Raw genomic sequence first — 25,917 nt, forward strand, 5'->3', positions numbered from 1 at the left:
TAGTATTGTAAGTCCTACCTAAATCTCAGCATTCCCACAAGCGAATTAAGTATATTTACGCAATTAGCAGTTATTGTTAATAGCTAACGCACCTATTTTATAATTGTTTTTTCAACAGGCTTAGAGGGTTTATTTCTTATAATGCACTAAACATTGCTGTCAGTCATTGGACATTTGGCCTAATCTAGCTAGTCCCGACACAAAAATTAATTATCTACAGTAAATTAGAAGCGCATTGTTAAATGATATCATGTCCGGCCGATTGCCAAAACAAAAAGGGTTCGTAGCGCGTCAGTCAGTGTCCGCAGAACGAAAGCGGACACTGACTGACGCACTGCGAACCAAATCTTATCGAGGTACGCGGGCGAGCAATTCCCGATAAAATTGCCAATCGCCGACAGATATTGAAATAATCTGCGTCCATCAGTGTAAATGGGTCTTAATCTGCCGTCAGCCTCGCGATCGAAGATTTAGGCACTCTTGTCCGCTGCTTCGCGGCCTAATTGCTGTTGCCGAATTCGTTCCAAATTCCCGGCGGGAATAGCAGCTATAAGTTGCTTGGTGTAAGCTTGTTGCGGTTGGCGGTAAATGCGCTCGGCTGTGCCAATTTCCTCGATTTTACCTTTGTTCATGACGATCGCCCGATCGCTCATAAACTTAACCACACTCAAATCGTGAGAAATAAAAATATAAGTCAGTCCAAACTCTGTTTGCAACTCCTTGAGCAAATTTAAAACTTGCGCCTGTACCGACACATCTAAGGCAGAAACCGACTCATCGCAAATAATAAACTTTGGATTCAAAGCCAAAGCTCTAGCAATACAAATTCGCTGCCGCTGTCCGCCAGAAAACTCGTGGGGGTAGCGCCGCATAATATCGGGATTCAAACCCACTCTATCCAACAAATAAGCCGCGCGATCGCGCTGTTCTTTCTGGTTCTTGCCAAAGCGGTGAATCACCATCGGTTCCATCACCGCATCCCCAACACTCAGGCGCGGATCGAGAGAACTAAAAGGGTCTTGAAAGATAATTTGCAAGTCGCGTCGTAGCCACCGCAATTTGCGATCGTACTCTTTTTTGATTCGATAATTAGCCATCCACTGCAATCCCGAACTACTTTTCGCAGGAGGAGTAATTTCTTGACCTTCAAAAAATACTTGACCGCTGGCGATCGGAATTAATTGCAGCAAAGCTCTCGCTAAAGTTGATTTCCCGCAGCCGGATTCGCCCACCAAACCCAAAGTTTCCCCGGGGTAAACCTCAAAAGAAATATCGTTTACCGCCATAAACAAACGTTTAGTTTCGCCAAACATTCCCTGCATGGGAAAACCTACTCGCAAGTTATTAACAGCTAGCAAAGGCTGGGAAATATTCGGCAGCCGGGGCGGTTTTCCGGCGACAAAAGCGGATAGTCCGCCGCTGCTGTCGCCGTCTAAATCGATATTTTTCTCGACAATTACCAATTCGCCGCTGGCATTTGTGGTGACATCCATAAAATCGGAAACCGTCGGCAAGCGGCGCATTTGCCGATCGAGAGTTGGGCGGCAAGCTAACAGACCTTTTGTGTAAGGATGTTGGGGAGTGCTGAAAATTTGTTCGATCGCAGCGCACTCAACAATCTTGCCTCGGTACATCACCGCCACCGTATCGGCAATTTCAGCAATGACGCTCAAATCGTGGGTAATAAAAATCATTGCCATGCCTCTAGAGTCCCGCAACTCGCGCAGCAAAGCTAAGATTGTGGCTTGGACGGTTACGTCTAAAGCCGTTGTCGGTTCGTCAGCAATTAATAATGTCGGATTGCAAGAAATGGCCATTGCAATCATCACGCGCTGGATTTGACCGCCGGAGAGTTCGTGGGGGTAGCGATCGAGCATAGCTTGTTTTTGGCCGTTGATGAGCTGCATCAAATCGCGATCGGCCTCCCGAACAGCTTCTTGCTGCCGGGCCAAACACGTTTGCCGGAGTTCTTCGTCGCCCGGTAGCAGCTTCACCTCTTGCAGCAGCGAAGCAGCTTTGCGCCGCGCTTGTGTCTGCGATACTTTTTGGTGCAGACAAATGGCTTCTGTGAGTTGAAATCCGATCGTATAAACAGGATTTAGCGAACTCATCGGCTCTTGAAAAATCGTCGCAATCTGGCTGCCCCGGTAGGTTTGTTTTTCCCTGTCCGGCATGGCCAACAGATTCACGGGCCCGTGGCTAGCGCCGTCTTTGGTGGGAGAAAACCAAATTTCGCCTTCGATCTTCGTTGACGAACTAGACAGCAAATTCATCACGGCCAGGGATGTTACCGATTTTCCTGACCCCGATTCTCCCACGATGCCCAGAGTTTGCCCTCGCTTGACCTCAAACGAAACGCCGTCAACAGCTTTTACTGTTGCAGACGCATCGGCGGAGGCGGCAGATGGAAATTCAACCCGCAGGTTGCGAACTTCGAGGACGGTTTCACTCATGGATATCTACGGCAAAAGTTAAATACAGATTAAGTGGATTGTAGCAGGGCTCGCTCAAGGCAGAAGGCAGGGGGAAAGTCTGAATTTTTAAATTAGAAATTTTTTAACTAATGGCGATTTTTGCGCTGATGAGTGAAATATAGATGCTTGGGTAGGAGGGACACGGCACTGCTGTGTCCCTACTATATTTCATAGAATGAAAAACTGCGATCGAACTCAAAACTGACAAGTCGGAACTACTTAAGTGCCTTCTGACAGAGAGGAATTTTCTCAAAAACCTATGACTTGAGTGTCAGCAGGCAGTGCAGTGGCCTCGGAGACCTTTTTAAACACGGTTGCTTGCTCGTTTAAGGAATTAGGTCTCGCCTGTCCGGGATTGGTGCCTTGCAACTGAAGGCGCATTTGTCCTTCGGGAGTCAACTCAAAAATAGTTTCAACGGTTTCTGTGCTGCTGAGGCCAACATCCAGGTGCATTGGTTTTTGACCGAGATTCACTTTGTATCTCATTTCTTTGGCGCGGGCTGCTCCATCGGGGCCTTTAGCCATGAGAAACAATTTGCCTTCTGGGGCGAAGACGAAGGTGAAAGACTGACCGGATGGGACTGTACCTTGCCATTGACCTAGGAGTTGCAGGTCGATGTTGCTAGCGGCCGGGGGGGCTGCTTCGGTAATTGTTGGTTCTGCTGCGGATGCCGGGCCCGGTGAAGCGTTGAAGCTGGCGAGGATGCCGAAGCAAATGCCAGTTGCGATCGCTTTGCCAATCATTTTTGAATTAGACATGAGACCGATCTAAAAATTGGTTATTCTTTTGTACACTCTAGCGGTTAAAGCGTAAATTGTTTAGCTTTAATTTCTTTTAGAGATAGATATATAGCCTTTCAAGCTCTCATAGGAGGTACTAGGCGGCATGGGCCTCCGTGGGCATAGGCGTCCGTGGGCATACCTCACTTTTTTGAGAACCGCTATAGGTGGATATTCAAACCTGCAACGCGGTTCTCATCCCAGATTAAAGCTTGTCTTGAGCTTGTTGAAGAATCACGGGCTGTCAGTTTTTTTGTGGTAAAGTCCAATACAAAGCTGGCTTTAAAGGCACAGCTCGCTGTCCTAAGTCGATCGTTCTCAACCCAGAACAGCTTACTGACTGTTGCGTTCAGGAGCGCCACCAGAGAATTTTGTCCTTCTGCTATTAATGCTATTTCATTAATTGCGTTCAGGAGCGCGATCGACTTGTTCTGTTTCAGATTGTGTCTGAGATTGTTGCGCTGCTTCCTGTTGATTTTCCGAGCGTTTAGTTCGCTCCAAAGCCTCTGCGTAAGACCAAGCTACGCTCACAATAAAAGCTTTGGCAATGCCGTCAAAATTTTTGGAATCATCGCTTTCGGGCGCTGGTGCTTTGGGGTTGCCGTCGTCCGTCATATTTTTGTTTTCTCCAGGGCTGGTTTTTCTAGCGAATGGCAGGCAATGTGCGATCGATAACCACAAACTTTGATTTTTCTTGCACCCGCACCCTACTGATCTTTGAGGATATGACCTCGCTCACCATAAATAATATCATAAATACGCTAATTGCCCGATCGCATCAGAAAGAAATCTTAACTTCGCTGGTTGTCCGCAGCACTGAATCCTGCTGAAAACTGCGCTTGTAACTGCCAATAATTTCATGAATAGATTTAGTTTTTTGCGGGCTATTTTCATAAATTAAAATCACTATGTTTGATTTTTATATAATCAGAATTTCCGAACTGTTAAAAAGCTGCCCGGAGCCGTCTAATACAGTTAGTTTTTCCCGAAAACGAGGGGTGATAGCTGTCTTGACAAACTGCTGCCATTCTGATTCCGAAACAATCTCGCCTCCCGGTTTAGTTAAACCAAAACACAGTTCATCTTTGAGGAAATTTGTTTGCTGTTATGATCCGAAGTTTCGGGCAGTTTAGCGCGGGCAATTGTCGCCGGAAACACAGGCAGGACTAACAGCAGACAAGTCAAGCAAAGACTGTGAAGATGTTTCTTCATATATTATTTTTAACGCCTCGTTGCTTAAACTACTGGCAAACATACACTCACCAAAACTGTCAATACCAATAAAATTTGTATCTTACATCGTTTAAAATAATTTAAAACTTAAATTTAGCTAAAAAAATAGTGCGAGATGTGAGGTTAAATGCACATCTTACACTATAGCGATCCTAAATCATTTGCATAGTTCTTGTAGGGGCAATCCCCCCGTGGTTGCCCAATCTCTCGGAGGGCGGGCCCGCACCATCCACCGCCCCTACATATCTGCATGAATGATTTAGGATTGCACTATATTAGGAACGGGATCTTCGGCCCTTCCTTGCCACCAAAAAAACTATTCCTAATCCTTTAATTCGCGGATACTTCTCTTAGCGGTGTCTTGGTACATTTCCCCAAATTCTTTCACAGCAGCTCCTGCTTCTTGCCCGATCTTTTGAGCTCTCTCGCCCGGATCGTTTTTAGTTTCGCGAGCTTCTTGTCTCCATTCCCGAGTTGTTTGAGGTCTGTCAGGATTGTTGAGCTCCCCATTTGAACCGACTTGTGCGTTATAAGCTTTGTTGCTGTTTCCCGCATCAACATTCGTTGTCATCAGCATGAAACCGACTAAGACAACACTCAAAAAACTCTTGATTTGAAAGCCCTTCAGCAGGGAATTGATGCGAGCGATCGCTGTAGAAATCAAATTCATCTCGGTAATACTCCGTCAGTTAATTGGCGATAATTTTCAACATTTTTTCATCTAATTGACTCGCTCCAAAATCCGCAGCTAACGCCAGCTTAAGCCGAACTTAGCTTTTAGATCCTGTCCGTTCGATTTACCGCAATCGACCGGAAATGATGTTACTTGCAATTAGCCACATCAATAGAGTTATAGGTGAGCGATAAAATCTCTTCAACACCAAACCCATGTGTGAGTCAACTAGCTTTTTCAAACACAAATATCACGTTAACAGCATCAAAATGCTTCTACCTCTTACTAAAGTCATAAGTTAGTTAGAAGCCGAACAACCAAAATTCAGCACATAGTTAGACAAATTTAGCTCGATCGCGCTATACAAGAGCGATTTTTATTGCAGCCGATCGCCCGTTCTGACATCAAACCAGTGCAGGAACTGAGCCGGCAAAACCAGCTCGACAATTTCAGAGTTCCACTGGCGGTCATTTGGCACCAAAAGCCGCACTGTTACCGACTCCACACCCTTAACTCGGACGCTAACCAAATTTTGCATTCCCAAGTTTTCCACTAAATAAACCTCACCTTTAATTGCCTCTGGGGCCGCTATCTTGCCGGCCTCTGCATCTGCAAAACCGACGTGTTCCGGGCGAATTCCCAAGACAATCTCTGGCGGCACACTAGGCCAATTTGGCAAAGGAACTTTAAAATCGCCCAACATCGCCGAATTTCCCTGGCATTTAAGCTCAAACAAATTCATTTGCGGACTGCCCACAAAACCCGCGACAAATTGATTGGCAGGACGGTTATAAATTAAGTGTGGGGGATCTAGTTGCTGGACAGTACCACTGTTGAGAACTGCGACTTTTGTAGAAAGCGTCATTGCTTCGGTTTGGTCGTGAGTTACGTACACTACAGGAGCTTTTTGTGATGCAAATAATTGTTTGAGTTCTGCCCTCACTTTTTCCCGCAATAATGCGTCGAGATTGCTCAAGGGTTCGTCGAGCAAAAATACTTCGGGTTGGCGCACTAAGGCGCGTCCTAGGGCTACTCTCTGCCGCTGTCCGCCTGATAATTTACCGGGTTTGCGATCGATTAATTCCGTCAATCCGAGGGATGTTGCAACTTCCGTCACTAACCGGTTGATTTCGCCGGAGGAGATTTTGCGAAGTTTGAGGCTGGATGCCATATTTTCGTATACTGTCATGTGCGGATAAAGCGCGTAACTTTGAAAAACCATTGCAATATCCCGATCGCCCGGTCTGAGATTAGTCACATTGCGATCGCCAATTCTAATCTCGCCGCGAGTTGGCTGTTCCAATCCTGCAATCAACCGCAGCGTCGTAGATTTGCCACACCCGGAGGGCCCCAGCAAGGTGAGAAATTCGCCTTCGCTGACTTCTAAGCTAATATCTTTTACCGGTACAACTTTGGGGCTGTAGGTTTTATTGAGGTTTTTTAGTTGTAGTTTTGCCATGATTTTTATAAGGAAGAAGGAAGAGGGAAGTTCGGCAACGAGCAATGTACGGGATGTAACGGATGTAACGGATGTAACGGATGTAAGTCCGTCGGAAGAGGGAAGAAGGAAGAGGGAATAGGGAATAAGGAATTACTAACCGCGAAGGCGCGAAGGGCGCGAAGGAAGAGGGAAGAATCTAACTAGGAGGGCCCGCACGTACCATCCACCGCCCCTACCAACTGACTAATGACTACTGACTAATGACTACTGACTAATGACTACTGACTAATGACTAATGACTACTGACTAATGACTACTGACTACTGACTATCCTTTGACTGCTCCGGCTGTTAAACCCTGAACGATGCGCCGCTGGAACACCAAAACTAGGAAAACTAAGGGTAAGGTTCCTAAAACGGTGGCGGCGGCGATCGGGCCGTAAGGGATTTCAAAGACTGACACCCCGCTGAGTTGAGCGGTAGCAACGGGGATTGTTTTCATGGATTCGCGAGTTATAAATGTCAGGGCAAATATAAATTCGTTCCAAGCTGAAATAAATGTCAAGATTCCGGTTGTGACTAAGGCGGGAAATGTCATCGGTAGCACGATTTGCCACAGCATTTGAAAAGTGTTGTAGCCGTCAACTTTTGCCGCATCTTCTAAATCTTTTGGCAGTTGTTGAAAGAAACTCCGCATTACCAAAATTGTCAAGGGCAAGTTGATAGCTGTGTAAGGAATAATTAAGGCTAAATAATTATTTCCTAAACTCAAAGCTTTGACTATTTCTAACAAACCCAAGAATAGCAGCACCGCCGGAAATAGCGTCACAATTGTTACAATTGCCAAAATGATTCTCTCGCCCCACAGCCGCAACCTAGCCAAAGCGTAAGCTGCAGGCGCGCCTACAGCTAAACACAGCAATGTGGAAGTAATGGAAACAAAAGTGCTATTTAAAATGTAAAGTGCAAAGGGGCGGCGTTGGAACAAGGAGATGTAATGCTCTAAGGTGATTTGTTTGGGTATGTAGACGTTGGGAATGGCTGAAATATCTGCATTTATTTTGAAAGATGTCAGTACCTGCCAGATAATGGGTGCGAGGAAATATGCGACGATTAATATCGCTGAGATTGGCAAGATTAGTTGCCGGATGTCAAAGGTTTTTTTGTTAGATTGTTCGCGGGCGATCGACATAATTTTTTGTACCAATGAAAGGAAATTGCAAGTGTTGGTTATCTAAAATCCAAAATCCAAAATATAAATCGTCTTAGTTTCCTCCGGCTGCATTGATGCGGGCTCTAGATAACAGATAAGCGGCGATCGCCACAGCAGCAACCAACAGCAAAAAAGTACACACCACCAAAGCCGCCCCGTAGCCAAAGTCTAAATACCTCATTACCGTGCTGTAAATGTAGATAGAAACCGTCTCCGTTGCCCCCGCTGGCCCCCCTCCCGTCATCACCTGAATCAAGTCAAAAATGCCGAAAGCTTGGGCAAATCGAAACAGCATAGCAATCACAATTTGGGGCATCAGCAGCGGCAAGGTAATTTGACGAAAACTCTGCCAACTACTCGCGCCGTCAATGGCGTGTGCTTCATACAAATCACCGGAAATCGATTGCAATCCCGCTAACAAAAGCAGGCTGACAAATGGCGTAGTTTTCCACACATCTGCTGTAATCACTGCCATCATTGCCAAAGTCGGATCTCCCAACCAGCTAATGCTATTTTTAATCAATCCCAAGCGGAGCAAAATATCATTAATTACGCCGTATTGGTCGTTAAAAATCCACGCCCAAGCTACACCCATCAATGCAGTCGGCAGCGCCCAAGGCAGTAAGGAAATTGTCCGCACGATGCCGCGCCCTCTGAAAGATTGATTTAAGACTAAGGCAATGCCCATGCCGATAATTAATTCCAGCACAACAGAGGCGACTGTAAATATTGCGGTATTGCTTAAAGTTTGCCAGAAACGCCCGTCGCCTAACATTCGACTGTAGTTAGCAAAACCGGAAAAAACCAGTTTTAATTCTGTACCGAGGTTTTGGGTGAATAAACTCAGCCAAAAAGCGCGCAATATTGGGTAAGCAAACACTAGCAGCAGAATTATCAATGCTGGTGCTACTAATATCCATCCTGTTTTTTGTTCGCGCTGTCGCATTTTGTCTAATTGCATATTTGATATCAAATCCGTTAGTATCGGAATAGTAAATTTACTGTTGACTGTTGACTGTTGACTGTTAATTGTTGACTGTTGACTGTTAATTGTTGACTGTTGACTGTTGACATCATGTATGAGTGCAACCAGAATTGATATGAATCTCTAATTTCTTCCTCATTTCCCAGTTCATGGTTCTTCCAGTCTGCAGAGGGGGACATTGTTTGTATAGCCCCGAATTCCGTTCGGCGGGTTCCATTCTCGTTGTATTCGGCGAATTCTCTTCGGCGAATTCTCTTCGGTAGGTTCCTTGTTTTACGAAGCTTTCGATTGTTTCAAACTGCTTAATAAATTACGAGTTTCGCTAGCTGCTGCTTTCATTGCTTCTTCTGAACTCATTCTCCCGGTAAAAGCTGAACTCAAATAGCGCTGCAAAATATCAGAAGCTTGAGCGTATTGTGCTATGGGCGGGCGCAAAACTGGCTTTTCGACTACTTTTAGCAGTTGCGGGTAGTGGGGATATTTGGCGACTATTTCTTTGTTGGTAAATAGGGATTTGTAACTGGGAACTAAACCAGTTTCTAAAATAAATTTGCGCTGGGTGGCTTCGCTTGTAAGGTATTTAATTGCTTTCCACGCTTGTTCTGGATGTTTTGAGGTTTTGGCAATTCCCCAGCCCCAGCCGCCCAAGCAGGAACCGCCTGTTTTTCCGGTACTGCTGAGCATTGGCTCGATCGCAATTTTGCCTCTCACCTTCGAGCCCTCCGCATTTGCTAGCTTCCAAACATAGGGCCAATTTCGCAAAAACAGTGCTTTCCCGTTTTGAAACAACAGCCTGGTTTCTTCTTCGCCGTAGGTAGTAACACCCGGTGGAGAAATGCCAGAGGCGATCGTATTTTTGAGAAATTCTACTGCTTGAATTGCCTCCGGTTTGTCTAACCCAACTTCAAATGTTTGAGGGTTAGCCCAGAAGCCACCGAAACCGGAGAGCACTTCGACAAACATCGCAGATACTCCTTCGTATTGTTTGCCTTGCCACAAATAACCCCAAGTTGCTTTTCCCTGTTTCTGCAAGTTTTGAGAGATTTTTGCCATCTCTTCAAAGGTTTTCGGCGCTGGAATTCCCGCTTGTTCTAAAATGTCTTTGCGGTAATAAAGCATTCCGGCATCGGAAGCGTGGGGAATTCGGTAAAGTTTGCCTCGATATCGGCCGCCTTCGACGTTACCTTGAATGAACTTTGATAGTTGTTTGGGGGGAATTCTGTCTGTCAAATCCATCACCCAACCTGCGGCGGCAAATTTGGGAACCCAAACAATATCCATGTTGATGATATCGTAGGGCGAGTCGCCTAAAAGAAAGGCAGATGTGTAAAGATTTTCTATGAGGTTGCTGTCAAAAGGTCCTTCTATGAGGTTGATGCGAATGTCGGGGTTTTTCTGTTCAAATTCTTTGACAAAGGGTTTCCAATTAACAAGGTCTTGACCTTGCATTAACATGGTGAGGGTTACTGGCTGCTTACTCAGTGCGGGCAGAATAAATAACAGCAAGATGGCTGCTAATGTGACAGCGAATAAGGCTAAAAGGCGAGGCTTCTGCCTTCGTTGCGGCGGGGAATTTATTTTTTGCATTTGCTTTTGAGAAGTGGCTGTGCGATCGCCTTATTTCTCTCTTAACTCGGTTTCTGATGTTTCAAGGGATTTAGCGAGTTTATGTAATAAAAATTTAAGTAAACTTTAGCTTACTTAATAATGCTTGAGTGGAAAGTGCAAATTTTGATTTAACTGATTAGATGGCGAGTTAAATCAACATCTATCTACAGATAGATATTGAGAGCATTGTCTAATATCGTTGCGGCTGGCATTGCTATGATTTAATCGTTATGCCGGTGCGTGAGTCATAGTCTCAGAGTGTAAATGTAAAGATTTCTCGCTCTCACGCACCCTACAAAGAAATAATTCTTATTCCTTATTCCCTCTGTCAACTGTCAACTGTCAACTGTCAACTGTCAACTGTCAAATCTTCCTTCTAAATACAAAAAACACCGCTCCTCAAAATAGGAGAACGGTGTATAGGGGGTGTTATGGGTTGTTGTCTGGGATTAACCTTAACAAATCGCGATCGGCTGAGGCTATGGCTTGTGATGGTTCAAAAATTGGCACAAACCTGCATGAGCGCCCGCCGCTCGATCGACCTTTCGACCTTTGCGATTAGCCCAACCATTCCACAACAGCATCTTGCTGGGTATTGGTGCGCCGTTCTGGGGTTTCGCGCTCGAATTTCATGTGGATGGCGCGGTTTTGTTCGCCGTCTGCTGCTACTGCAAAAATCGGATAGTCGATTAAGCCATCTTGGAAGGACATCTGGAACCGGAAAGTGCCGTCAGCATTGAGTTTAATCGGCTGTCCGCCTACGTAGACGGTAGCGTCGGGTTCGGTGGCGCCGTAGACGATCAGTTCGGCATCAGCAACTAACCAGAACTGGCGGGGGCGCATCGGGGCGGCGAAGCCAACTCCCGACATACCAACACCTGACATACCGAAACCGGACATGGTGAGACCGGACATACCGACACCCGACATCGTGAGGCCGGACATACCGACACCGGACATGGTGAGGCCGGACATACCGACACCCGACGCGGTGAGGCCGGACATGGTGGGAGCCGCCCACATTCCGACGCCGGAGGGGAACACGTAGGAACTGAGAGCTTGTTCGTGGATGCCGACTTGCTGGACGGAACCGGCGACGTGCTGCATGGAACCGAAGATAGAACCGGCTACGCGCAGGCCTTCGGCAGATTCTGCCATGCCGAAGATTTGTTCGTAGATAGCATTTTCGGTGCTGAAACCGAATCCATTGGCTGCTTGTGCCATTTTCTTGGCCGGAGGAACCAGTTCGGCGAAGGTTTTGCCTTGCAACTCTTCTTCCCAATCGAGGGTGATGAATTGATCTTCAATCCAGTCGCTGGGATAGACGGGAGGAACGCGGACTTCTGCCGATCGAGCTAATACCAGCCAGCGGCCATCTGCACAGCGGTAGCCGATGTCGATCGCATAATCCCGATCACTCACGGGGATAGGTACGTACCATTCCCGCGCCAGTTCGTCGCAGGGATATTCTTGAATGCTGTGCGGGCTTTGGATTTCGAGGTTAACATCTGTCACGTCGTAGATCCGCAGGGCGAGTTGCTGTCCGCCTTGGCGGCGCAATTCTTGTTTGCGATCGTTGGGAATGTCCCAGTAGGTGTAAGCCCATTCTGGATCGCGGGGCATTAAAACCACCCGACTTTCGCCGTACCCGTTGGGCAAATCTGCTAAACCTTCATCTACAGACGACAAAGAACCGCCTGTTCTATCTTCTTGGCCGAGTTCAAACTTTGCTGCTTCCACTGCTTCTTGTGCCTCTAGTTTGCGAGATGGGCTGTAGGAAAATTTGGTGCGCTGAATTTCTTGAATTGATGCCAGAAGTTGCGATTTCCGCATCCGGCTGTAGCGAGAGACTCCACATTCGCTAGCAACTCTGCGGAGTTGTCGCAAAGTCATCTCTTCTAATGGTGGGCGTTCTTTTGCCATGAGTTGGTTCTCCACTAATTTAGGATGGCGGGTTAGATTTTTCCTTTCAACACATTTGTGTTGACTTTTTGAGTTAGAAACTCTTTTAAATTCACATATTATCGAGCTTCCAAATCTCTCCAACCTTTGAAGCCTTGCTTGTTTTTAGCTTGTCTTTTTCCCGATGCGATCGGGGGTTTGGACTTATTGGCTTCTGCGCGCACCGTCCGATCTAAATAAAGCTTTATCTGTCGATTCTTGATTGACAAGATCGATTTTGTGAGTGCGACCGGTGCTGCTAGCAACGCTGTGCTGGCAGCACACGCGCTATTCGATTCCCAGAGCTGCTTAATCGAAGCATTTCTTTGGGATCGCTTTGTCATGACTTAATGTTGCAGACAAGTTGCGATCGGGTCAAGGGGTCTTTGCCCTCAATCCTGGGTACTTATACGCATTTTCGTGATTTTGGGGATCAATATGTCAGGGAATCTTGACATTGGTGAGGTTTAGGGGATCGGTGTTGAAGCCAATGTCAGGATTTGATGACATATTGGCATAGGGGGCTTTTGATGGGTTTGGAGGGTGGGGGCGATCGTTTAGAATGGATATGTCTTTGCGAATATGACAAAGTGGAAGACTTTCTATATAATCCTTCTAACAAGAAGGCTTCGCGGGAGCATCCCGATTTTGCAAAAATATTAGACTGCAAATTAACCATTCAAGTAGGCACAACGCAGTTGTAACATTTGAGAAACACTTTCAGATTTCTACTGTGAAGAATGAAATGTTTAGCTTTTTACCTATCTGCTTGACGGCTGATTCTACGGATCCCGATCCGATGGAGGCTGGTGGGAATTACTGACAAGTCTCATTCAATCCGATAACAACTAACTAACATCATTGTTCATTTTCAATCCTCACCTGCCAAGTCTCCAAAGTAGTACCTATTATTTTATCAAGATTTGTCAAAGCATTAAAATAGGCAATCCTCGCATTAACTTCTGCATTTCTAGCCTCTATTAAATCCTTCTGAAAAGTCACAATATCGATACTCCGAGAAGTTCCCACTCCCAATCTTCTCTTGTCTTGCTCTATTTCTAATTGCTTTTGCGCTAACTCCCTTGACCTTTGAGCTAGTTCTACTTGCTTAAGATTCAAATTTATATCTCTCATTGCATTTCTGACCTCAAATTCTAGCTTTTGATTGGACTCCTTTAACATATTCTCAGCTTGTAATAGCTTAACACGACTATTCTGAAAATCTCGCTCAATTCCTCTATTTCCAAATTCGCGAGTCAAAACCAGTCCCGCTCTCAAATCCGAGCTGCTGTCTGAAAGATTAGTAGCATTATTATTATTATTATTAATACTTGCATTTACATCCAATTTCCATTTTCGATTATTGTCCGCTACGAACAAGTTATATTTAGCGATTTCCCGGTCGAGCTGTACTTGTAAATAATCAGGACTATTTGACAGAGCTAATGGTAAAATATTATCGAAATCCAGAGGGTTAGTCTGTACAGCCGCATCTTCTCTTGCTATTATATTAAGATTGCGATCGAGGTCTATAACTTGCAGCAGTGCTAATCTTGCCTTCTTCAGTTGCTCCTCACTAGCTAATACTGTCACTTCCCGATCTGCCACAGCTTTTTCAATTGTAAAAATATCAACTTTTGCTAGCCTTCCTGCCTCAATCAAAACCTGATTAGTCTGCAATTCTTGACGGGCAATTTCCAGAGAACTTTGTGAAATTTTAACTTGTTCCTGAGCCTTAATCAACTCTCTATAGGTTAAAATCACTTCAGTAATTGTCTCAATTAGCCTCGATTTCAAACTAAGAATATTTCTTTTTTCACTCAGGCGAGCAATCTCAATTGGTGCTCGATTGACAGCAACTCCAGCTCCCCTTAACAGAGGTTGGGTAAAATTTAACGTTAGATTTTGACTTAAAGAACCTTCACTATTAATGCCAAAACCATTCGCATCTTGTCCTTGTTTACTACTCCAAACAAAACTTATATTTCCTCCTGTGGGAATTTTGACACTCACCTGGGCAGATAAATCGACTTCGCCAGTAGTGGCGACTCTTCCCCCATTCCTCCAACGAATTGATGACACGGACAGTTTCGGTGTAAAACTAGGGACAAATAAGCCTTCTGCTACGGCTAAATCTTGTTTTTGGGCGATGCGTTCTAGGTATTTATTTTTGATATCTCTGTTGTTTTCTAAGCCTAAAAACACAACTTCTGGTAGTGTCAGTTCAACCCCTAATTCATCCGCTATAGATTGCTGTTGAATAGTTGGATTTTGGGTATTTTCAGGTATTGGTTCTGCTGTTATTTCTGGATTTGGTGGAGCTTCAGAAATTACTATTGATTCTGGTTGACCAGTTTTTTTTTGAGTAGAAGTTGTTAATACTTGGGAATTGGGAATTGGGGATTGGGAATGGGGAATGGGTGAGTGTTTGATTTTACTTGTTGGATTTTCGTCGGGGAATTGAGGAATAACTATTCTCTGGTTTGTAGTTAGCGTTTCTCTCTGATTTGGGGGTTTAATGAGCGCCTGATTTTGCGATAGATTTTGGATGTGTGGGAGATATTTTTCAGTGGGAACTGGCAAAATTTTGCGCGCGATCGCCGATTTAGAGCTAACATCAGTTTTGACTGTTGAACTAGACTTAAAAGCTACAGCAAATATCGCCAATAGCCCACAGCTTGCAACCATAACTAGGCTAAAACGAAATATCCAAGGAATCTCGTAGCGAGCAGGGGAATCGCTATTTGGGAGATAATCTTCGTGCGGTTGCTCAGTCATGCTAACTCCAGTGATTTCTGCAAGTAATTCTATGGCGATTTCCTACGGGATGACTACCCTTGACGCAGCGCCTTAACAGGATCGAGTTGACTAGCTCGCAGAGCCGGGAAAAATCCAGCTCCTACACCCACCGCTAATGCCGCTCCTAGAGCCAAAGCTGCTGTGTTGCTGTCAAATTTATAAGGCAACTTAAAAACATCCGCTACCACCACCGTTAACCCGTGTACCGTCACAATAGCAGCAATTCCCCCCGCTAAACTCAGAATTACTGCTTCTAGAATAAACTGCAACATTATATCTCTCTGAGTAGCCCCGATCGCACGTCTCAAACCAATTTCGGGGGTACGTTCCATCACCGCCGCGATCGTAATATTAGCAATACCAATACCTCCCACCAGCAGCGAAATTACCCCCACCGCCAATAGTCCCCGCGAAGAGAGCTCCAGAGTTTCCTGCTGCTCCAAAATTTTCTTAACATTGTTGCTAACATAAACCTCTGCCTGGGGAAAGCGCTGCTTCAAAACCTTTTTGGCCTGCTTTTCCATCCCTTTAATATCTTTGAGATTGTAAGGGCGCACCGAAATTGAGTTAATTCTCTGGCTCCCTGTTATAGCCTTGTAAACCGACATCGACACCAACATTTCACCTGTTGGTTTTTCCGAAGAATCTTGCTTACTCTCCATCACGCCGATCACAATATAAGGTCTGCGGTCAACATAAATGCGCTGACCTACAGGTTCCATGTCACCTGTAAAAAGTAGCGATCCCAGCCATTCATCGATTACTACTACGGGTCGATAGTCAGCAAAATCACTACGGGAAAAAAAACGCCCCGTCATTAATCGCCGCCCCGATGTCAATAAATTATCTTGAGAAACCGCGACCATATTAGGTTCCGCTGTTTGCGCCTGAAATATAACTTTATTGTCATTAAATCCAAACCAATTTTCGGCGCTAATCGCCCGAATTCCTTTCAGCCTTTGCCGCAAAAATTCCATATCTTCTAATTTCAAGCTTGTGTCACCCCACATAAAGATTCGCACTTGAGGGGCTTCTCTCTCAGCTAATTGCTTGGCAATCACGGCGCGGCTAATGTTGCCAACTTGCAGCGTTGCGCTGACCGCAGCTACACCCATAAAAACTCCAACGGTAGTTAGGACAGATCGCAAAAGATTGCCACTTAGGGAAATGCAAGTAAGGCGGAGGAGGTCTAAAGGAGAAAGGCTCATAAGTAATTAAAAATCAAAAATCAACATTTCGTACATTAATAAAATTAGCTAATTTGATCCTACTCTTTAATTTTTATTCCAGATCATCACCCTCTGTTTTTTCTTTCTTTTTAGTTGTTTTTTCTTCCTGAATAGGAGTTCCTGGCTTTAAGGAAGGTTCAGGAGGGGGTATCACAACACTGTCACCTGGCAGCAAACCCGAAGTTACTTCTACCTGAGTTAACCCTTCTAAACCTAGTGTAACTGACCGTTTCTGAGCTTTACCTTGACTGTCACGAATCCACACAAAAGGCTTAGACTCCGATCGCACAATTGCCTCCGTATTCAAAACTACTACCTTCTGGCGCTGCTGCAAAATTATCTCCACATTCACTTGACTCCCTGGAATCAAAGTCCGGGTTGGAGCATCGAGTCTTACTGTTGCAGGAACCGTTGGTTGACTGCCTTGATTAGAGCCGTCATTTCCTTTACTATCACCACTTTTAGCAAGAATATACAAGCTTTCTACTCTTCCTGAAAACTGCTTAGAATTGGGGCCAATAATGCTGATACGGACGAACTGCTTGGGTCTAACTTTAGCAGCATTGAGCGTAGAAAGCTGTAGTTTTACCAGTTCTTGTGAAGGGTCGCCTAATGTCAAAAGCTCTGTTCCCTGCGGCACTCCGTCGCCATTTTTAACTTGAATATTAAGTACCTTGCCATCAATAGATGCAGTCACCATATTGTTTTTTAGTTCCTGTTCTTTTTTTCGGTACTCAAGCAGAGAGCTTTGGAGAGCGGGGCTACTTCTAGCAACCTCTAACTGAGCTTGTCGCACTCCTGACTGAGCAGCGATCACTTGTTCCTGAAGTCCTTGCTCTTTATCTTGTCGCTGAATTTGCCGACTTTTGAGGTCGAGCAAATCGGTGTTGATTCGAGACTGTGCCTCTCGTAAACTGACTTTAGCTTTGCGAACTTCGTCTTCTTGGGAGCGCACGTCATCTGCCGAAATATAACCTCTTTCAAATAATGCTTTTTGCTCGGTAAGTTTCCGCTCAGCAGCAGCCAAAACCACCTCAGCGTCAACAACTTTTTTGCGATTATTTGCTAAGGCAATTTCCTGTTTTTTAATTTCTAATAATTCGTTATTTGGCCCGGATTTATAATTTTGAAGTCTCCCTTGGGCGATACTGAGCGTTTCCTGGGCTGCGACAAGTTTTTGGCGTAAGCTTTCTAGAGTGAGTTTTTCTTTTTGAATCTCCAACTCTTGCTTGCTAAGAATTGTTTGTTTTTCGGGATTACGAAGAGTGATTAAGTTCTGACCCGATGTGATATTTTGCCCGATTTTTACTAACACTTCATCAACAGTAGCATCAACGGGAGATTTAAGAGTTTGTTGACCAGCCAATTCAATAGTGCCGCTTTCATTAAGCGTATCTTCAATATCGCCAAGTTTGACGGGTATCAAGCGCACTCCTATGGGTTCGGGAGGTCGATTTTGATATAACCCATAGGCAAATAAGCCGCCGCCGATGCCTAGAGTGAGAAAACTCGACCACAGTAGCCATTTGACTCCTGTTTTGAAACTATTGTTTTCTTTATATTTCACTGTCAACTCCCCCTACAAACTGTAAATAACTGTTAAGCGTGCGCGATCACCCTTTGACAGATTTTGCTGTTGCCTAAAAACGTCCTTACCTAGCTAACTCTAATTTTGGCTCCCGCTTGTTTAAATGATAACTAGCACTTTCTTCCAGCAATTGACGAACAAAATTAGGTTCTTGGGAGTTCAATGAATGCAAAATATCTCGATACAAACCACAAGCATCATCATCATTTAAAATGCGGCCGTGGAGGATTCTCGTCCATTCCGAAGCAACGAGCATTAATTGCGGTACAACTGTAACAAACGCTTGAATCTGTGCTGACACATCAAAAGATTCTAGAAAATGAATCAAACCAAACATGACTTCTGGTTGTTCGCAGCGATCGTCTAAAATCAGATGCAACTTTGGCAAATCTTCATTTTGAGGATGATTGGCAAGTGAGGCTAAAGCATTTTCAAAAGCTGTCAATTCATCAGGCGATCGCATCAATTTATTTATTTCTAAAATGTTAATCCAGATATTTTCTTTCATCAGCTATTACCTTCCTTGTCAAAAATTCTCGACCAAACTAATTCATTCAACCGGATAACTTCCTGTAAGCTGCGTCTAATCTCTGAGCTGTAAAGTCCCTGACGGCGATAAATCGATCGTGCATCCCTAATCTCTCTAGCCAGTACATTTCTTGGGGAAACACTGAGATTGGGGGATTGTCCATAAGATATAGTTTGGCGATGACGACCTCCCTGACCAGGCATAGGGTGTTCCATCATCATAGCAATACCCATGCCTTTGGTGTAGCCAGGAACTTTTGCAGCCATAAACGCATTAGAAGGAATGTGGTGCGGTGTTAGATTATCGCCTCTACGTCCAGTTTGCAGCAACCGATCGTAGCGTCCGACAGCGCCTTCTCCTAGAAGTAGTTGAGGTATGTTATTTACGATCTTTTCTCGTACATATTTCAGCTACGCAATATTTCATAATTTTATCATGAAGGAATAGCAAAGCTTTGTATAATTAGTACAAGGTTATTTTAAAAAGCCGATATAACCTTGCAAGCTTTTGTGACACAATAGAATAGGTGATAGCCGATCGCGAGGCCGCACAATATGCTCAAAACTACCATTACCATTCCCCAAACCTTCAAAGTAACTCACGAACAGTTCCAGCAAATTGCTGCCGTCAACCGTGAGTTAAGACTAGAGAGAACAGCTACAGGAGAATTAATTGTTATGCCCCCCACAGGAAGCGATACAGGCAAACGCAACCAAGATGTGTCAGGACAACTCTGGCAGTGGAATCGCCAAACCAAGCTAGGAGTAGTATTTGATTCTTCTACTGGTTTTCAACTGCCCAATGGGGCCGATCGCTCCCCAGATGCCTCCTGGGTTAAATTAGAACGGTGGCAAACTCTCACACCCAAACAACAAGAAGGCTTCGCTCCCCTTTGTCCGGATTTTGTTGTAGAATTGCGCTCTAAATCTGACAACATGGAACCATTGCGAGAAAAAATGCGAGAATACATCGCAAATGGTGCGCGTTTGGGATGGTTAATCGATCGCAAAAATAAGAAAGTCGAAATATACAGACAAAATCAGGATGTGGAAATATTAGATAATCCCAGCACTTTGTCAGGGGAAGATGTGTTACCAGGATTTGTCTTAGATTTAACAGATGTTTGGTAGTGACACCGAAAGATTCACCAACAGCAATATAATAAATTAGAGCAGTACGTCAATCCCAAATCTCAAATCCCATGCCCCTAACGCTTTACAACAGCTTAACCCGTCGCGAATCACCTTTTGAACCCCTCGAACCCCCAAAAGTGCGGATGTATTGCTGTGGCGTTACGGTATACGATTACTGCCACGTCGGCCACGCCCGCGCCTACATTGTTTGGGATATGGTGCGCCGATATCTGATGTCGCGGGGATACGATGTGCGCTACGTGCAGAATTTTACAGATATTGACGACAAAATTCTCGATCGCGCCCGCGAAACAAATTCCACAATGGAAGCCGTGGCGAAACGCTTCATCGACGAATATTTTGTAGATATGGACAAGCTGAATATTCTCAGGGCCGATGAATATCCCCGCGCCACACACTCAATGGACGGCATAAAACGGCTGATTCACGAATTAGAAAACAAAGGCTTTGCCTATGCTTCCAGCGGCGACGTTTACTACAGCGTCCGCAAGTTTGACAACTACGGAAAACTTTCCGGCCGCAAATTGGAAGAAATGGAAGCAGGGGCTAGCGGCAGATTAGAAAATGCCGAAATAGAAGCTCAAAAAAAGCAAGATTCATCAGATTTTGCCCTGTGGAAAAGTGCAAAACCAGGCGAACCTTTTTGGGATTCATCTTGGGGAAAAGGTCGCCCCGGATGGCACATTGAATGTTCGGCTATGGTGCGCGATTGCTTGGGTGAAACTATTGACATTCACTGCGGCGGTTCCGATTTAACTTTTCCGCACCACGAAAACGAAATTGCTCAATCTGAAGCCGCGACTGGTAAGTCTCTGGCTAATTATTGGATGCACAATGCTTTTGTGACTGTCAACGGCAAAAAGATGTCGAAATCTTTGCACAATTTTATTACTATTCGCGATTTGTTGGAGGGGAATTGGTCGGGTGATTTGGAATCTAACCCCCCCCAGCCCCCCCTTGGTAAGGGGGGGAGTAAGAGTGAAGACTCCCTTGGTAAGGGGGGGAGTAAAAATGAAGGAAGCGACAAGTCAAAAGCGGTGGAACCGATGGCGGTGAGGCTGTTTGTTTTGATGGCGCAGTATCGCAGTCAAATTGATTTTACCGAAGAGGCGATCGCCTCTGCTAGAAATGGCTGGAATACAATCAATGAAGGCTTGCTTTTTGGGCTCCGATATGCCGATAAACTGAGTTGGGATGTTGAGAAAACCGGACAAGATACCGATGCTGTGCAGCAGTTTCAAGCCGCGATGGATAATGATTTCAATACTCCGGCTGCTTTGGCTGTTTTGTTTGAATTGGCTAAGGAATTGGGTAAGGAAAGCAATATTTTGGTGCATCAAGGCAAAACTGACACATCGCCGGAATTGTTGCAGCTTCATTGGCTGACTTTGGTGAGTTTGGCGGGGGTTTTGGGGTTGGAAGTTCAGCCGGAAGCTGACAGCGATGATGCGGTTGGCGGTTTGAGTGATGGGGAGATTGAGGTGATGATTCAGCGGCGGAAAGATGCGCGGATAGCTAGGGATTTTGCTGAGGGCGATCGAATTCGCAATCAACTTAAGGATAAGGGAATTACTTTGATTGACCAAAAGGATGGTACAACTATTTGGCATCGCGGTTAAAATTTAGAGTTTGCAACCGCAGATGCACGCGGATTAACGCGGATGTGTGCGGATTTTAGTTGTTTTTTAACTTATTTGCAAATTCGGCAACCGCGCCGACAAATTCTGGGGTTGATTCGTAGGGTAAAACGTTGCGCCCCGGCATTAACAAACCCTCTGCGTTGGGAAAGTTAGCCAAATATTGCGCTAATCTTTCCTCTGGTTTTTCTTCTTTACCCGATTGACTGATGCTTGAGGCTTTTTCTCCCATGACAACGAGTACGGGGCGATCGAACTTTTGAATCGTACTGCTATAATCCTGGCGCCAAAACCCCGCTAAAAACGAGAAAACCGCGTGCCGACTGTCAGGATTCGCCGCCCCAGCCTGCAAAGCATCCAACCATTCGCTGTCAACTTTTGCCGCATCGCCAAACAGTTGTTTGATGGAAAAAGAACGCAAAAACTCAGCGCGTCTGGCGTAGCGGTAAAAAGCGTTTCCCAAGGGAGAATCTAACAAATTCCAAACGATTCTTTGCTGTCTCTCTGTCGAATGTTTGTTCATCACCGCCCAAGCTGGAGGCCCTGCGAGAACTAAGCCACGAATTAAATTTGAGCCGCTTTCCTGCTGCATTTTTGCTAAAGCCAAGCCTACTGACAGTAAAGCACCTTGCACGAGGACGATCGCAGGTTTTTTCACTACAGTCTCCAAGAAAAACTGCAACTGGGCCGCCCAATCGTCTGGATAGCAAGCCACAGCAGGCATTTCGCAATCTCCGCAGCCCAAAAGGTCGGGATTGTAAATCGGATTAGTGTTCCCTGCTTTGTACCAACTCTCACAAAATCTATGCCAAAAGATTCTTGACAATCCAACTCCAATCGGATGAATCAATAACAAAGGGATGCTATCTTCTGTCGCAGTAGTTGGGTTATAAACATCATAAGCACAGCGATAATTTTGCCATTCGTAAAACAGCGTTGGTGACTTTATAGACGAAAGGGTGGACAAATCTTGGGTTGAATATTGCGGTTCCATAGAAAATTTTGAATAGTTCAATTTTTTGTGCAAATCTTAAATTTTATTATAATATAAGTAGGGGCGGGTTTTACCATAAATATTTGGGTAAATCAAGAGATAGATAAACCCGCCCTCTTAGACTACGGGATAAATAAACTGGTCATTCTTCGATCGTGCGATCGCAACTACAAACCTTTATTATTTAATCATGTCAGAACAGCGGATTACCATTTCTATACCAAACTTGCTGCTCATTGTAGCATCGTCCTTGCTGCTAGTGCTGCTGTGGCAATTACGCAGCCTGCTAGTAATTCTGATGATATCAGTCGTGCTGGCCGCTTCCATCGTCCCGATCGTGAATTGGGCCGAAACCATGCGGGTTCCCCGCTGGCTGGCGGTGATTATGGTTTATTTAACTCTCATCGGCGGATTTAGCGGGACGGTAGTGTTAATCGGGCCCACGGTCATCGAACAAATAGAGTTACTGCTGCGGCAGTTACCACTGTATGTCGAAAGTTTGCGAACAGTGGCAACTAATGTATTGAGTCGCCTAACCGACGATGCCCCAACCTTGGTAGGTCAGTTGGTAGACACTCAATCGCTGACTAATTGGCTGATTCGATCGAGTCAACAACTGGTTTTGCGATCGTACAGTTTAACGAGAGGCATTCTAGGCGGGGTCTTCAGTTTAGTTTTAGCATTATTTATTTCCGGTTACATGGTAGCCGATAGCAACACATTAATTAAAAGTTTGGTGCAGTTTTTCCCGAAACCTTGGGATGAAAGATTAGCCGCCCAAGCAACTCCCATCGGTCAAAGAATGGGGAGTTATATTCGGGGACGGGTGTTAGTTTCGGGAATTTTAGGGATATTTATTACCACAGGTTTGAGCGTTTTGGGAATGCCGGAGTTTGCTTTAGGCTTAGGTGCGATCGCAGGCGTTACCAACCTGATTCCCTTCATCGGCCCAGTTTTGGGTGCAGTACCAGCATTAATCGTAGCATTAGCTAAAGGTGGCTGGGTACTTTTGTGGGTATTACTGTTATTTGTAATCATCCAGAATTTAGAAACTTACGTCCTCGATCCTTTGCTGGTTGGTTCATCGGTTGGTGTGCATCCTTTATATCAATTGCTTTCTGTATTGGGAGGCGTTCAAGTATTAGGAATTATTGGAGCTGTAATTGTGCCACCTTGGTTTGCGGGAGTGGCAGCTTTGATTGAAAACTTGTATTTAAAACCCAAACTTAGGAGCGAACATAGAGAGGCAATAGATCAGGCTAAAAATAATTCTGACTTGCCACCTCTTACACCTTCGGCGTGACAGCAGGGGAGAAGAGGAGAAGGGGAGTAAGGGAGAGGGGGAGTAGGGAATTGAAACATAAAATTTATATCGTTTCTGTTGGCATCGGAATAATAATTTTCGGAGTTCAGCGCTTACGTGACCGATCGCATTTCCGCTCGTACTTGGGTATAATTCCGTAGTTACCAGGTTTAATATTAAATTCACAACAGCAATTTTAACATCCCAGAAGCCGTTTGATATCAAATCCGTTGGTGGCATCGGAATTATTCATCTCTCTCTTCTCTTCCTCTGTGTGCTCTGTGTCCTCTGCGGTTAAATCATTCCGGTTCAACCGGATGTGATATGACTCCAATTATTCGATCGCTACCATTGACACTGCAACAATATCTACAAGTCCGCTGACTAATAACTAATGACTGATGACTAAAAACTAAGGACTAATTGCCACTTCAATGCGGCGGTTGCGCTGCCGATTAGTATCAGAACTATTATCCACCGAAGGGCTACTTTCCCCATAGCCGATCGCCACCCAATGATACTTCTGACCGAGTACACCAGACAAATACTGCACCACCGCCTGAGCCCGGGCAAACGACACATTGCGATTATCCGCCGCTTCCCCCGCGTCATCAGTGTGCCCCGCAACCCGCACAGTTGCCCCCTCGTGATTGCCCAACTCCGCCACCAAATTGTCCAAAATCGCACTTGTTCCCGCGCGCAAAGAAATGCTGCCAGTATCAAACAAAACATCGCTGGGCAGAGTTACCATCAGCCCATCCCCCCCAAACACCGGATTATTGGCATTCTGTGGGGCAGTATTTACCGTTTCAGGGTTCAGACTCGGGCTGCTGCCGATCGCCGGTAAAGCAGGGGCAAGACTTGCCACCGTTTCCGGCGTCGCCAATTCCCGCGACATCAACTGCAACCGCTTTTCCAAACTTTCCGTCGGGCGGCTGCTGCCCAACTGACTCTCCAAAGCCGCCGTGCGACCAATTAGCGCGTTGAGTTCGCCCTGCAACTGTCTCAAATCCGACTGCAATTTCTCTCTCTGGGCAGGACTGACTTTTGACTGGGGAGTCGGTGTAGCCGTTGGTGGCGGGAGCGCCGGAATTGGCGTTGCTGGGGCGCGTTTCGGGCTGGAGGTCAAATTTTGAGTTACACGCAGCAATCTCTCTGCCAGCGGCATTTCCGTCGCGCCTGACGGATAAAATTGAGCGATCGCCATCCCCAAAACCCACGCAAAACCGCTGCCCACCCCCAGCAGCAGCAGTCGAAAAATCAGCGACAGTACAAGCAAACCTTTTCCCCGCGACTTGGAGACGCGAGTCGGGGGGATTGAAGGTTTTTGGTTAAAAGATGGCGGCATTTTTCCTCCCTCTCGGTACACATACCAGATTAATTTCGATACTATCTTACCTATTGGATTTTCATAGGACTTGAGTTAAGTTCTGTTACCAACTAAATTAAGTTAGCAGACCTTGCCACCTTTGTCTGTCGATTTGAAATTTGAGATTTGAGATTTGAGATTTGTCCTCTAATCTAAAATCTAAAAAAGAAACCCGGTTTCTACAAATCTGGGGTTGGGCGGCGAAGCATCGAGGAAGAAACCGGGTTTCTAGTCCCCTGCGTGTAAGGCTGAATCTGTTAGATAATGTGGTAGAACTTTTGGGGAAAAAACCGATGACCGACCCTTTAAATAGCCCTTATCCCGTTCCTTGGGAATGGATTAGTGCCACTCATGCTAAAGTGAGCTCCAGCGTCGGCACAGGGCTGCGCTACTATCGCAGCCCTTCCCTAGTTTCAACTAACGGCCAATACGCAGCTTACAGTCGAATTGAGTTGCAAGTACAGCCGGAATTTGCCCGGTGTCGGGTTAGCAGCGTCATGTTTGTCGAAAATCTCAAAACCGGCGAACTGCAAACAGTGGCGGCTGCTTCGCCACTGGCGGAAAGCGGGATGTATGCTAGCGATGATACAGATATGTCCGGGACGATCGCCATTTTAGTGCCTGTTTCTTGGAATCAAGACGGTTCCCGCATTCTCGCCCGCGAATTTGAAGCACTTTTCAACTCTTCGGATATGTCCGACTACGGTGTCATTTGGGACAAAAATGATAATTACACTTATACCGTTGCTCCCGCTCGCAGTCTTTACACTCATGCTGTATTGTTGGGTTGGAGTCAAGTTTGTCCCGGAAAAGTTCTGTTCCGCGCAGGCAATTTGGGCGATCGATCTTGGCCTCTGTGTGCAGTGGATATGACAGGGCAAACGGTACCTGTCACCGAGGACAAACCCCTAGTTTTCGGCAGTCAAGCCAGCACAGACTGGATCGAACCTAAAACTCGTTTTTAGATA

General features: G+C 45.5%; 22 protein-coding genes and 1 pseudogene. 6 read left to right on the forward strand and 17 right to left on the reverse strand.

The genetic code is table 11. The features are described 5' to 3' along the window. Positions 1-470: 470 nt before the first annotated feature. From QUA44_RS02780 to QUA44_RS02805, 6 genes and pseudogenes are all read right to left on the reverse strand, one after another. Positions 471-2,453, reverse strand: a complete 1,983-nt coding sequence (locus QUA44_RS02780) for an ABC transporter ATP-binding protein (RefSeq protein ID WP_333248078.1) — start codon at positions 2,451-2,453, stop codon at positions 471-473. 270 nt (positions 2,454-2,723) lie between these two features. Further along, positions 2,724-3,233 (reverse strand): hypothetical protein, encoded by a 510-nt coding sequence (locus tag QUA44_RS02785; RefSeq protein WP_333248080.1) that lies wholly within the window; start codon positions 3,231-3,233, stop codon positions 2,724-2,726. A gap of 420 nt (positions 3,234-3,653) precedes the next feature. Then, on the reverse strand, positions 3,654-3,869 hold the full coding sequence (locus tag QUA44_RS02790) for a hypothetical protein (RefSeq protein WP_194008835.1): 216 nt from the start codon (positions 3,867-3,869) through the stop codon (positions 3,654-3,656). Between the two features lie 163 nt (positions 3,870-4,032). After that, positions 4,033-4,332: pseudogene (locus QUA44_RS02795) on the reverse strand (DUF3574 domain-containing protein). Positions 4,333-4,809: 477 nt separating this feature from the next. Next, the gene (locus QUA44_RS02800) at positions 4,810-5,157 is read right to left on the reverse strand and encodes a hypothetical protein (RefSeq protein ID WP_333248082.1); all 348 of its coding nucleotides are present in this window, start codon (positions 5,155-5,157) and stop codon (positions 4,810-4,812) included. 379 nt (positions 5,158-5,536) lie between these two features. Further along, positions 5,537-6,619: an ABC transporter ATP-binding protein gene (locus QUA44_RS02805; protein ID WP_194008833.1), complete on the reverse strand. Its 1,083-nt coding sequence runs from the start codon at positions 6,617-6,619 to the stop codon at positions 5,537-5,539. Here QUA44_RS02805 and QUA44_RS02810 point away from each other — a divergent pair. Then, positions 6,618-6,740: a hypothetical protein gene (locus tag QUA44_RS02810; RefSeq protein WP_333248085.1), complete on the forward strand. Its 123-nt coding sequence runs from the start codon at positions 6,618-6,620 to the stop codon at positions 6,738-6,740. The genes QUA44_RS02805 and QUA44_RS02810 overlap by 2 nt on opposite strands. Before the next feature lie 188 nt (positions 6,741-6,928). On the opposite strand, the gene QUA44_RS02815 is transcribed toward QUA44_RS02810, so the two are convergent. From QUA44_RS02815 to QUA44_RS02830, 4 genes are all read right to left on the reverse strand, one after another. Beyond that, entirely contained in the window at positions 6,929-7,792 is an 864-nt protein-coding gene (locus QUA44_RS02815) for a carbohydrate ABC transporter permease (protein WP_333248087.1), read from the reverse strand. A gap of 73 nt (positions 7,793-7,865) precedes the next feature. Beyond that, positions 7,866-8,774: a sugar ABC transporter permease gene (locus tag QUA44_RS02820; protein WP_333248089.1), complete on the reverse strand. Its 909-nt coding sequence runs from the start codon at positions 8,772-8,774 to the stop codon at positions 7,866-7,868. 297 nt (positions 8,775-9,071) lie between these two features. Next, positions 9,072-10,385 carry an ABC transporter substrate-binding protein gene (locus QUA44_RS02825; protein ID WP_333248091.1) on the reverse strand — a complete coding sequence of 438 codons (1,314 nt, stop codon included), beginning with the start codon at positions 10,383-10,385 and terminating at the stop codon, positions 9,072-9,074. Positions 10,386-10,964: 579 nt separating this feature from the next. Continuing rightward, positions 10,965-12,329: a DUF4912 domain-containing protein gene (locus QUA44_RS02830; RefSeq protein WP_333248093.1), complete on the reverse strand. Its 1,365-nt coding sequence runs from the start codon at positions 12,327-12,329 to the stop codon at positions 10,965-10,967. 521 nt (positions 12,330-12,850) lie between these two features. On the opposite strand from QUA44_RS02830, the gene QUA44_RS02835 reads away from it, so the two are divergent. Continuing rightward, positions 12,851-13,051 (forward strand): hypothetical protein, encoded by a 201-nt coding sequence (locus tag QUA44_RS02835; protein ID WP_333248096.1) that lies wholly within the window; start codon positions 12,851-12,853, stop codon positions 13,049-13,051. A gap of 154 nt (positions 13,052-13,205) precedes the next feature. Here the strand turns inward: QUA44_RS02835 and QUA44_RS02840 are convergent, their stop codons facing one another. The 5 genes from QUA44_RS02840 to QUA44_RS02860 form a co-directional block, all read right to left on the reverse strand. After that, positions 13,206-15,125, reverse strand: a complete 1,920-nt coding sequence (locus QUA44_RS02840; protein WP_333248097.1) for a TolC family protein — start codon at positions 15,123-15,125, stop codon at positions 13,206-13,208. Between the two features lie 53 nt (positions 15,126-15,178). Beyond that, positions 15,179-16,354, reverse strand: a complete 1,176-nt coding sequence (locus tag QUA44_RS02845; RefSeq protein WP_333248099.1) for an ABC transporter permease — start codon at positions 16,352-16,354, stop codon at positions 15,179-15,181. Between the two features lie 73 nt (positions 16,355-16,427). Then, the gene (locus QUA44_RS02850; protein ID WP_333248101.1) at positions 16,428-17,942 is read right to left on the reverse strand and encodes an efflux RND transporter periplasmic adaptor subunit; all 1,515 of its coding nucleotides are present in this window, start codon (positions 17,940-17,942) and stop codon (positions 16,428-16,430) included. An 85-nt stretch (positions 17,943-18,027) separates the two neighbouring features. Beyond that, complete coding sequence (locus QUA44_RS02855; RefSeq protein ID WP_333248103.1) at positions 18,028-18,471, reverse strand: Imm30 family immunity protein; 444 nt, start codon at positions 18,469-18,471, stop codon at positions 18,028-18,030. After that, entirely contained in the window at positions 18,471-18,821 is a 351-nt protein-coding gene (locus tag QUA44_RS02860) for a hypothetical protein (protein WP_333248105.1), read from the reverse strand. Before QUA44_RS02860 ends, QUA44_RS02855 begins: the two co-directional genes overlap by 1 nt. Positions 18,822-19,046: 225 nt before the next feature. On the opposite strand from QUA44_RS02860, the gene QUA44_RS02865 reads away from it, so the two are divergent. Then, positions 19,047-19,622, forward strand: a complete 576-nt coding sequence (locus QUA44_RS02865) for a Uma2 family endonuclease (RefSeq protein ID WP_333248107.1) — start codon at positions 19,047-19,049, stop codon at positions 19,620-19,622. A 71-nt stretch (positions 19,623-19,693) separates the two neighbouring features. After that, positions 19,694-21,265 carry a cysteine--tRNA ligase gene (gene cysS, locus QUA44_RS02870; protein WP_333248109.1) on the forward strand — a complete coding sequence of 524 codons (1,572 nt, stop codon included), beginning with the start codon at positions 19,694-19,696 and terminating at the stop codon, positions 21,263-21,265. 55 nt (positions 21,266-21,320) lie between these two features. Here cysS and QUA44_RS02875 read toward each other — a convergent pair whose 3' ends face one another. Further along, the gene (locus QUA44_RS02875) at positions 21,321-22,277 is read right to left on the reverse strand and encodes an alpha/beta fold hydrolase (RefSeq protein ID WP_333248111.1); all 957 of its coding nucleotides are present in this window, start codon (positions 22,275-22,277) and stop codon (positions 21,321-21,323) included. Between the two features lie 190 nt (positions 22,278-22,467). Between QUA44_RS02875 and QUA44_RS02880 the strand changes: the two genes are divergently transcribed. Further along, positions 22,468-23,580, forward strand: a complete 1,113-nt coding sequence (locus tag QUA44_RS02880) for an AI-2E family transporter (RefSeq protein ID WP_333248113.1) — start codon at positions 22,468-22,470, stop codon at positions 23,578-23,580. 412 nt (positions 23,581-23,992) lie between these two features. Here QUA44_RS02880 and QUA44_RS02885 read toward each other — a convergent pair whose 3' ends face one another. After that, complete coding sequence (locus QUA44_RS02885) at positions 23,993-24,928, reverse strand: OmpA family protein (RefSeq protein WP_333248115.1); 936 nt, start codon at positions 24,926-24,928, stop codon at positions 23,993-23,995. Between the two features lie 314 nt (positions 24,929-25,242). Here QUA44_RS02885 and QUA44_RS02890 point away from each other — a divergent pair, with 314 nt between their 5' ends. Beyond that, positions 25,243-25,914 carry a hypothetical protein gene (locus tag QUA44_RS02890; protein WP_333248117.1) on the forward strand — a complete coding sequence of 224 codons (672 nt, stop codon included), beginning with the start codon at positions 25,243-25,245 and terminating at the stop codon, positions 25,912-25,914. Positions 25,915-25,917: the final 3 nt, after the last annotated feature.

Origin of the sequence: Microcoleus sp. N9_A2, from assembly GCF_036701775.1 — a bacterium.
In the GTDB taxonomy this organism is placed as follows: Bacteria; Cyanobacteriota; Cyanobacteriia; order Cyanobacteriales; family Microcoleaceae; genus Microcoleus.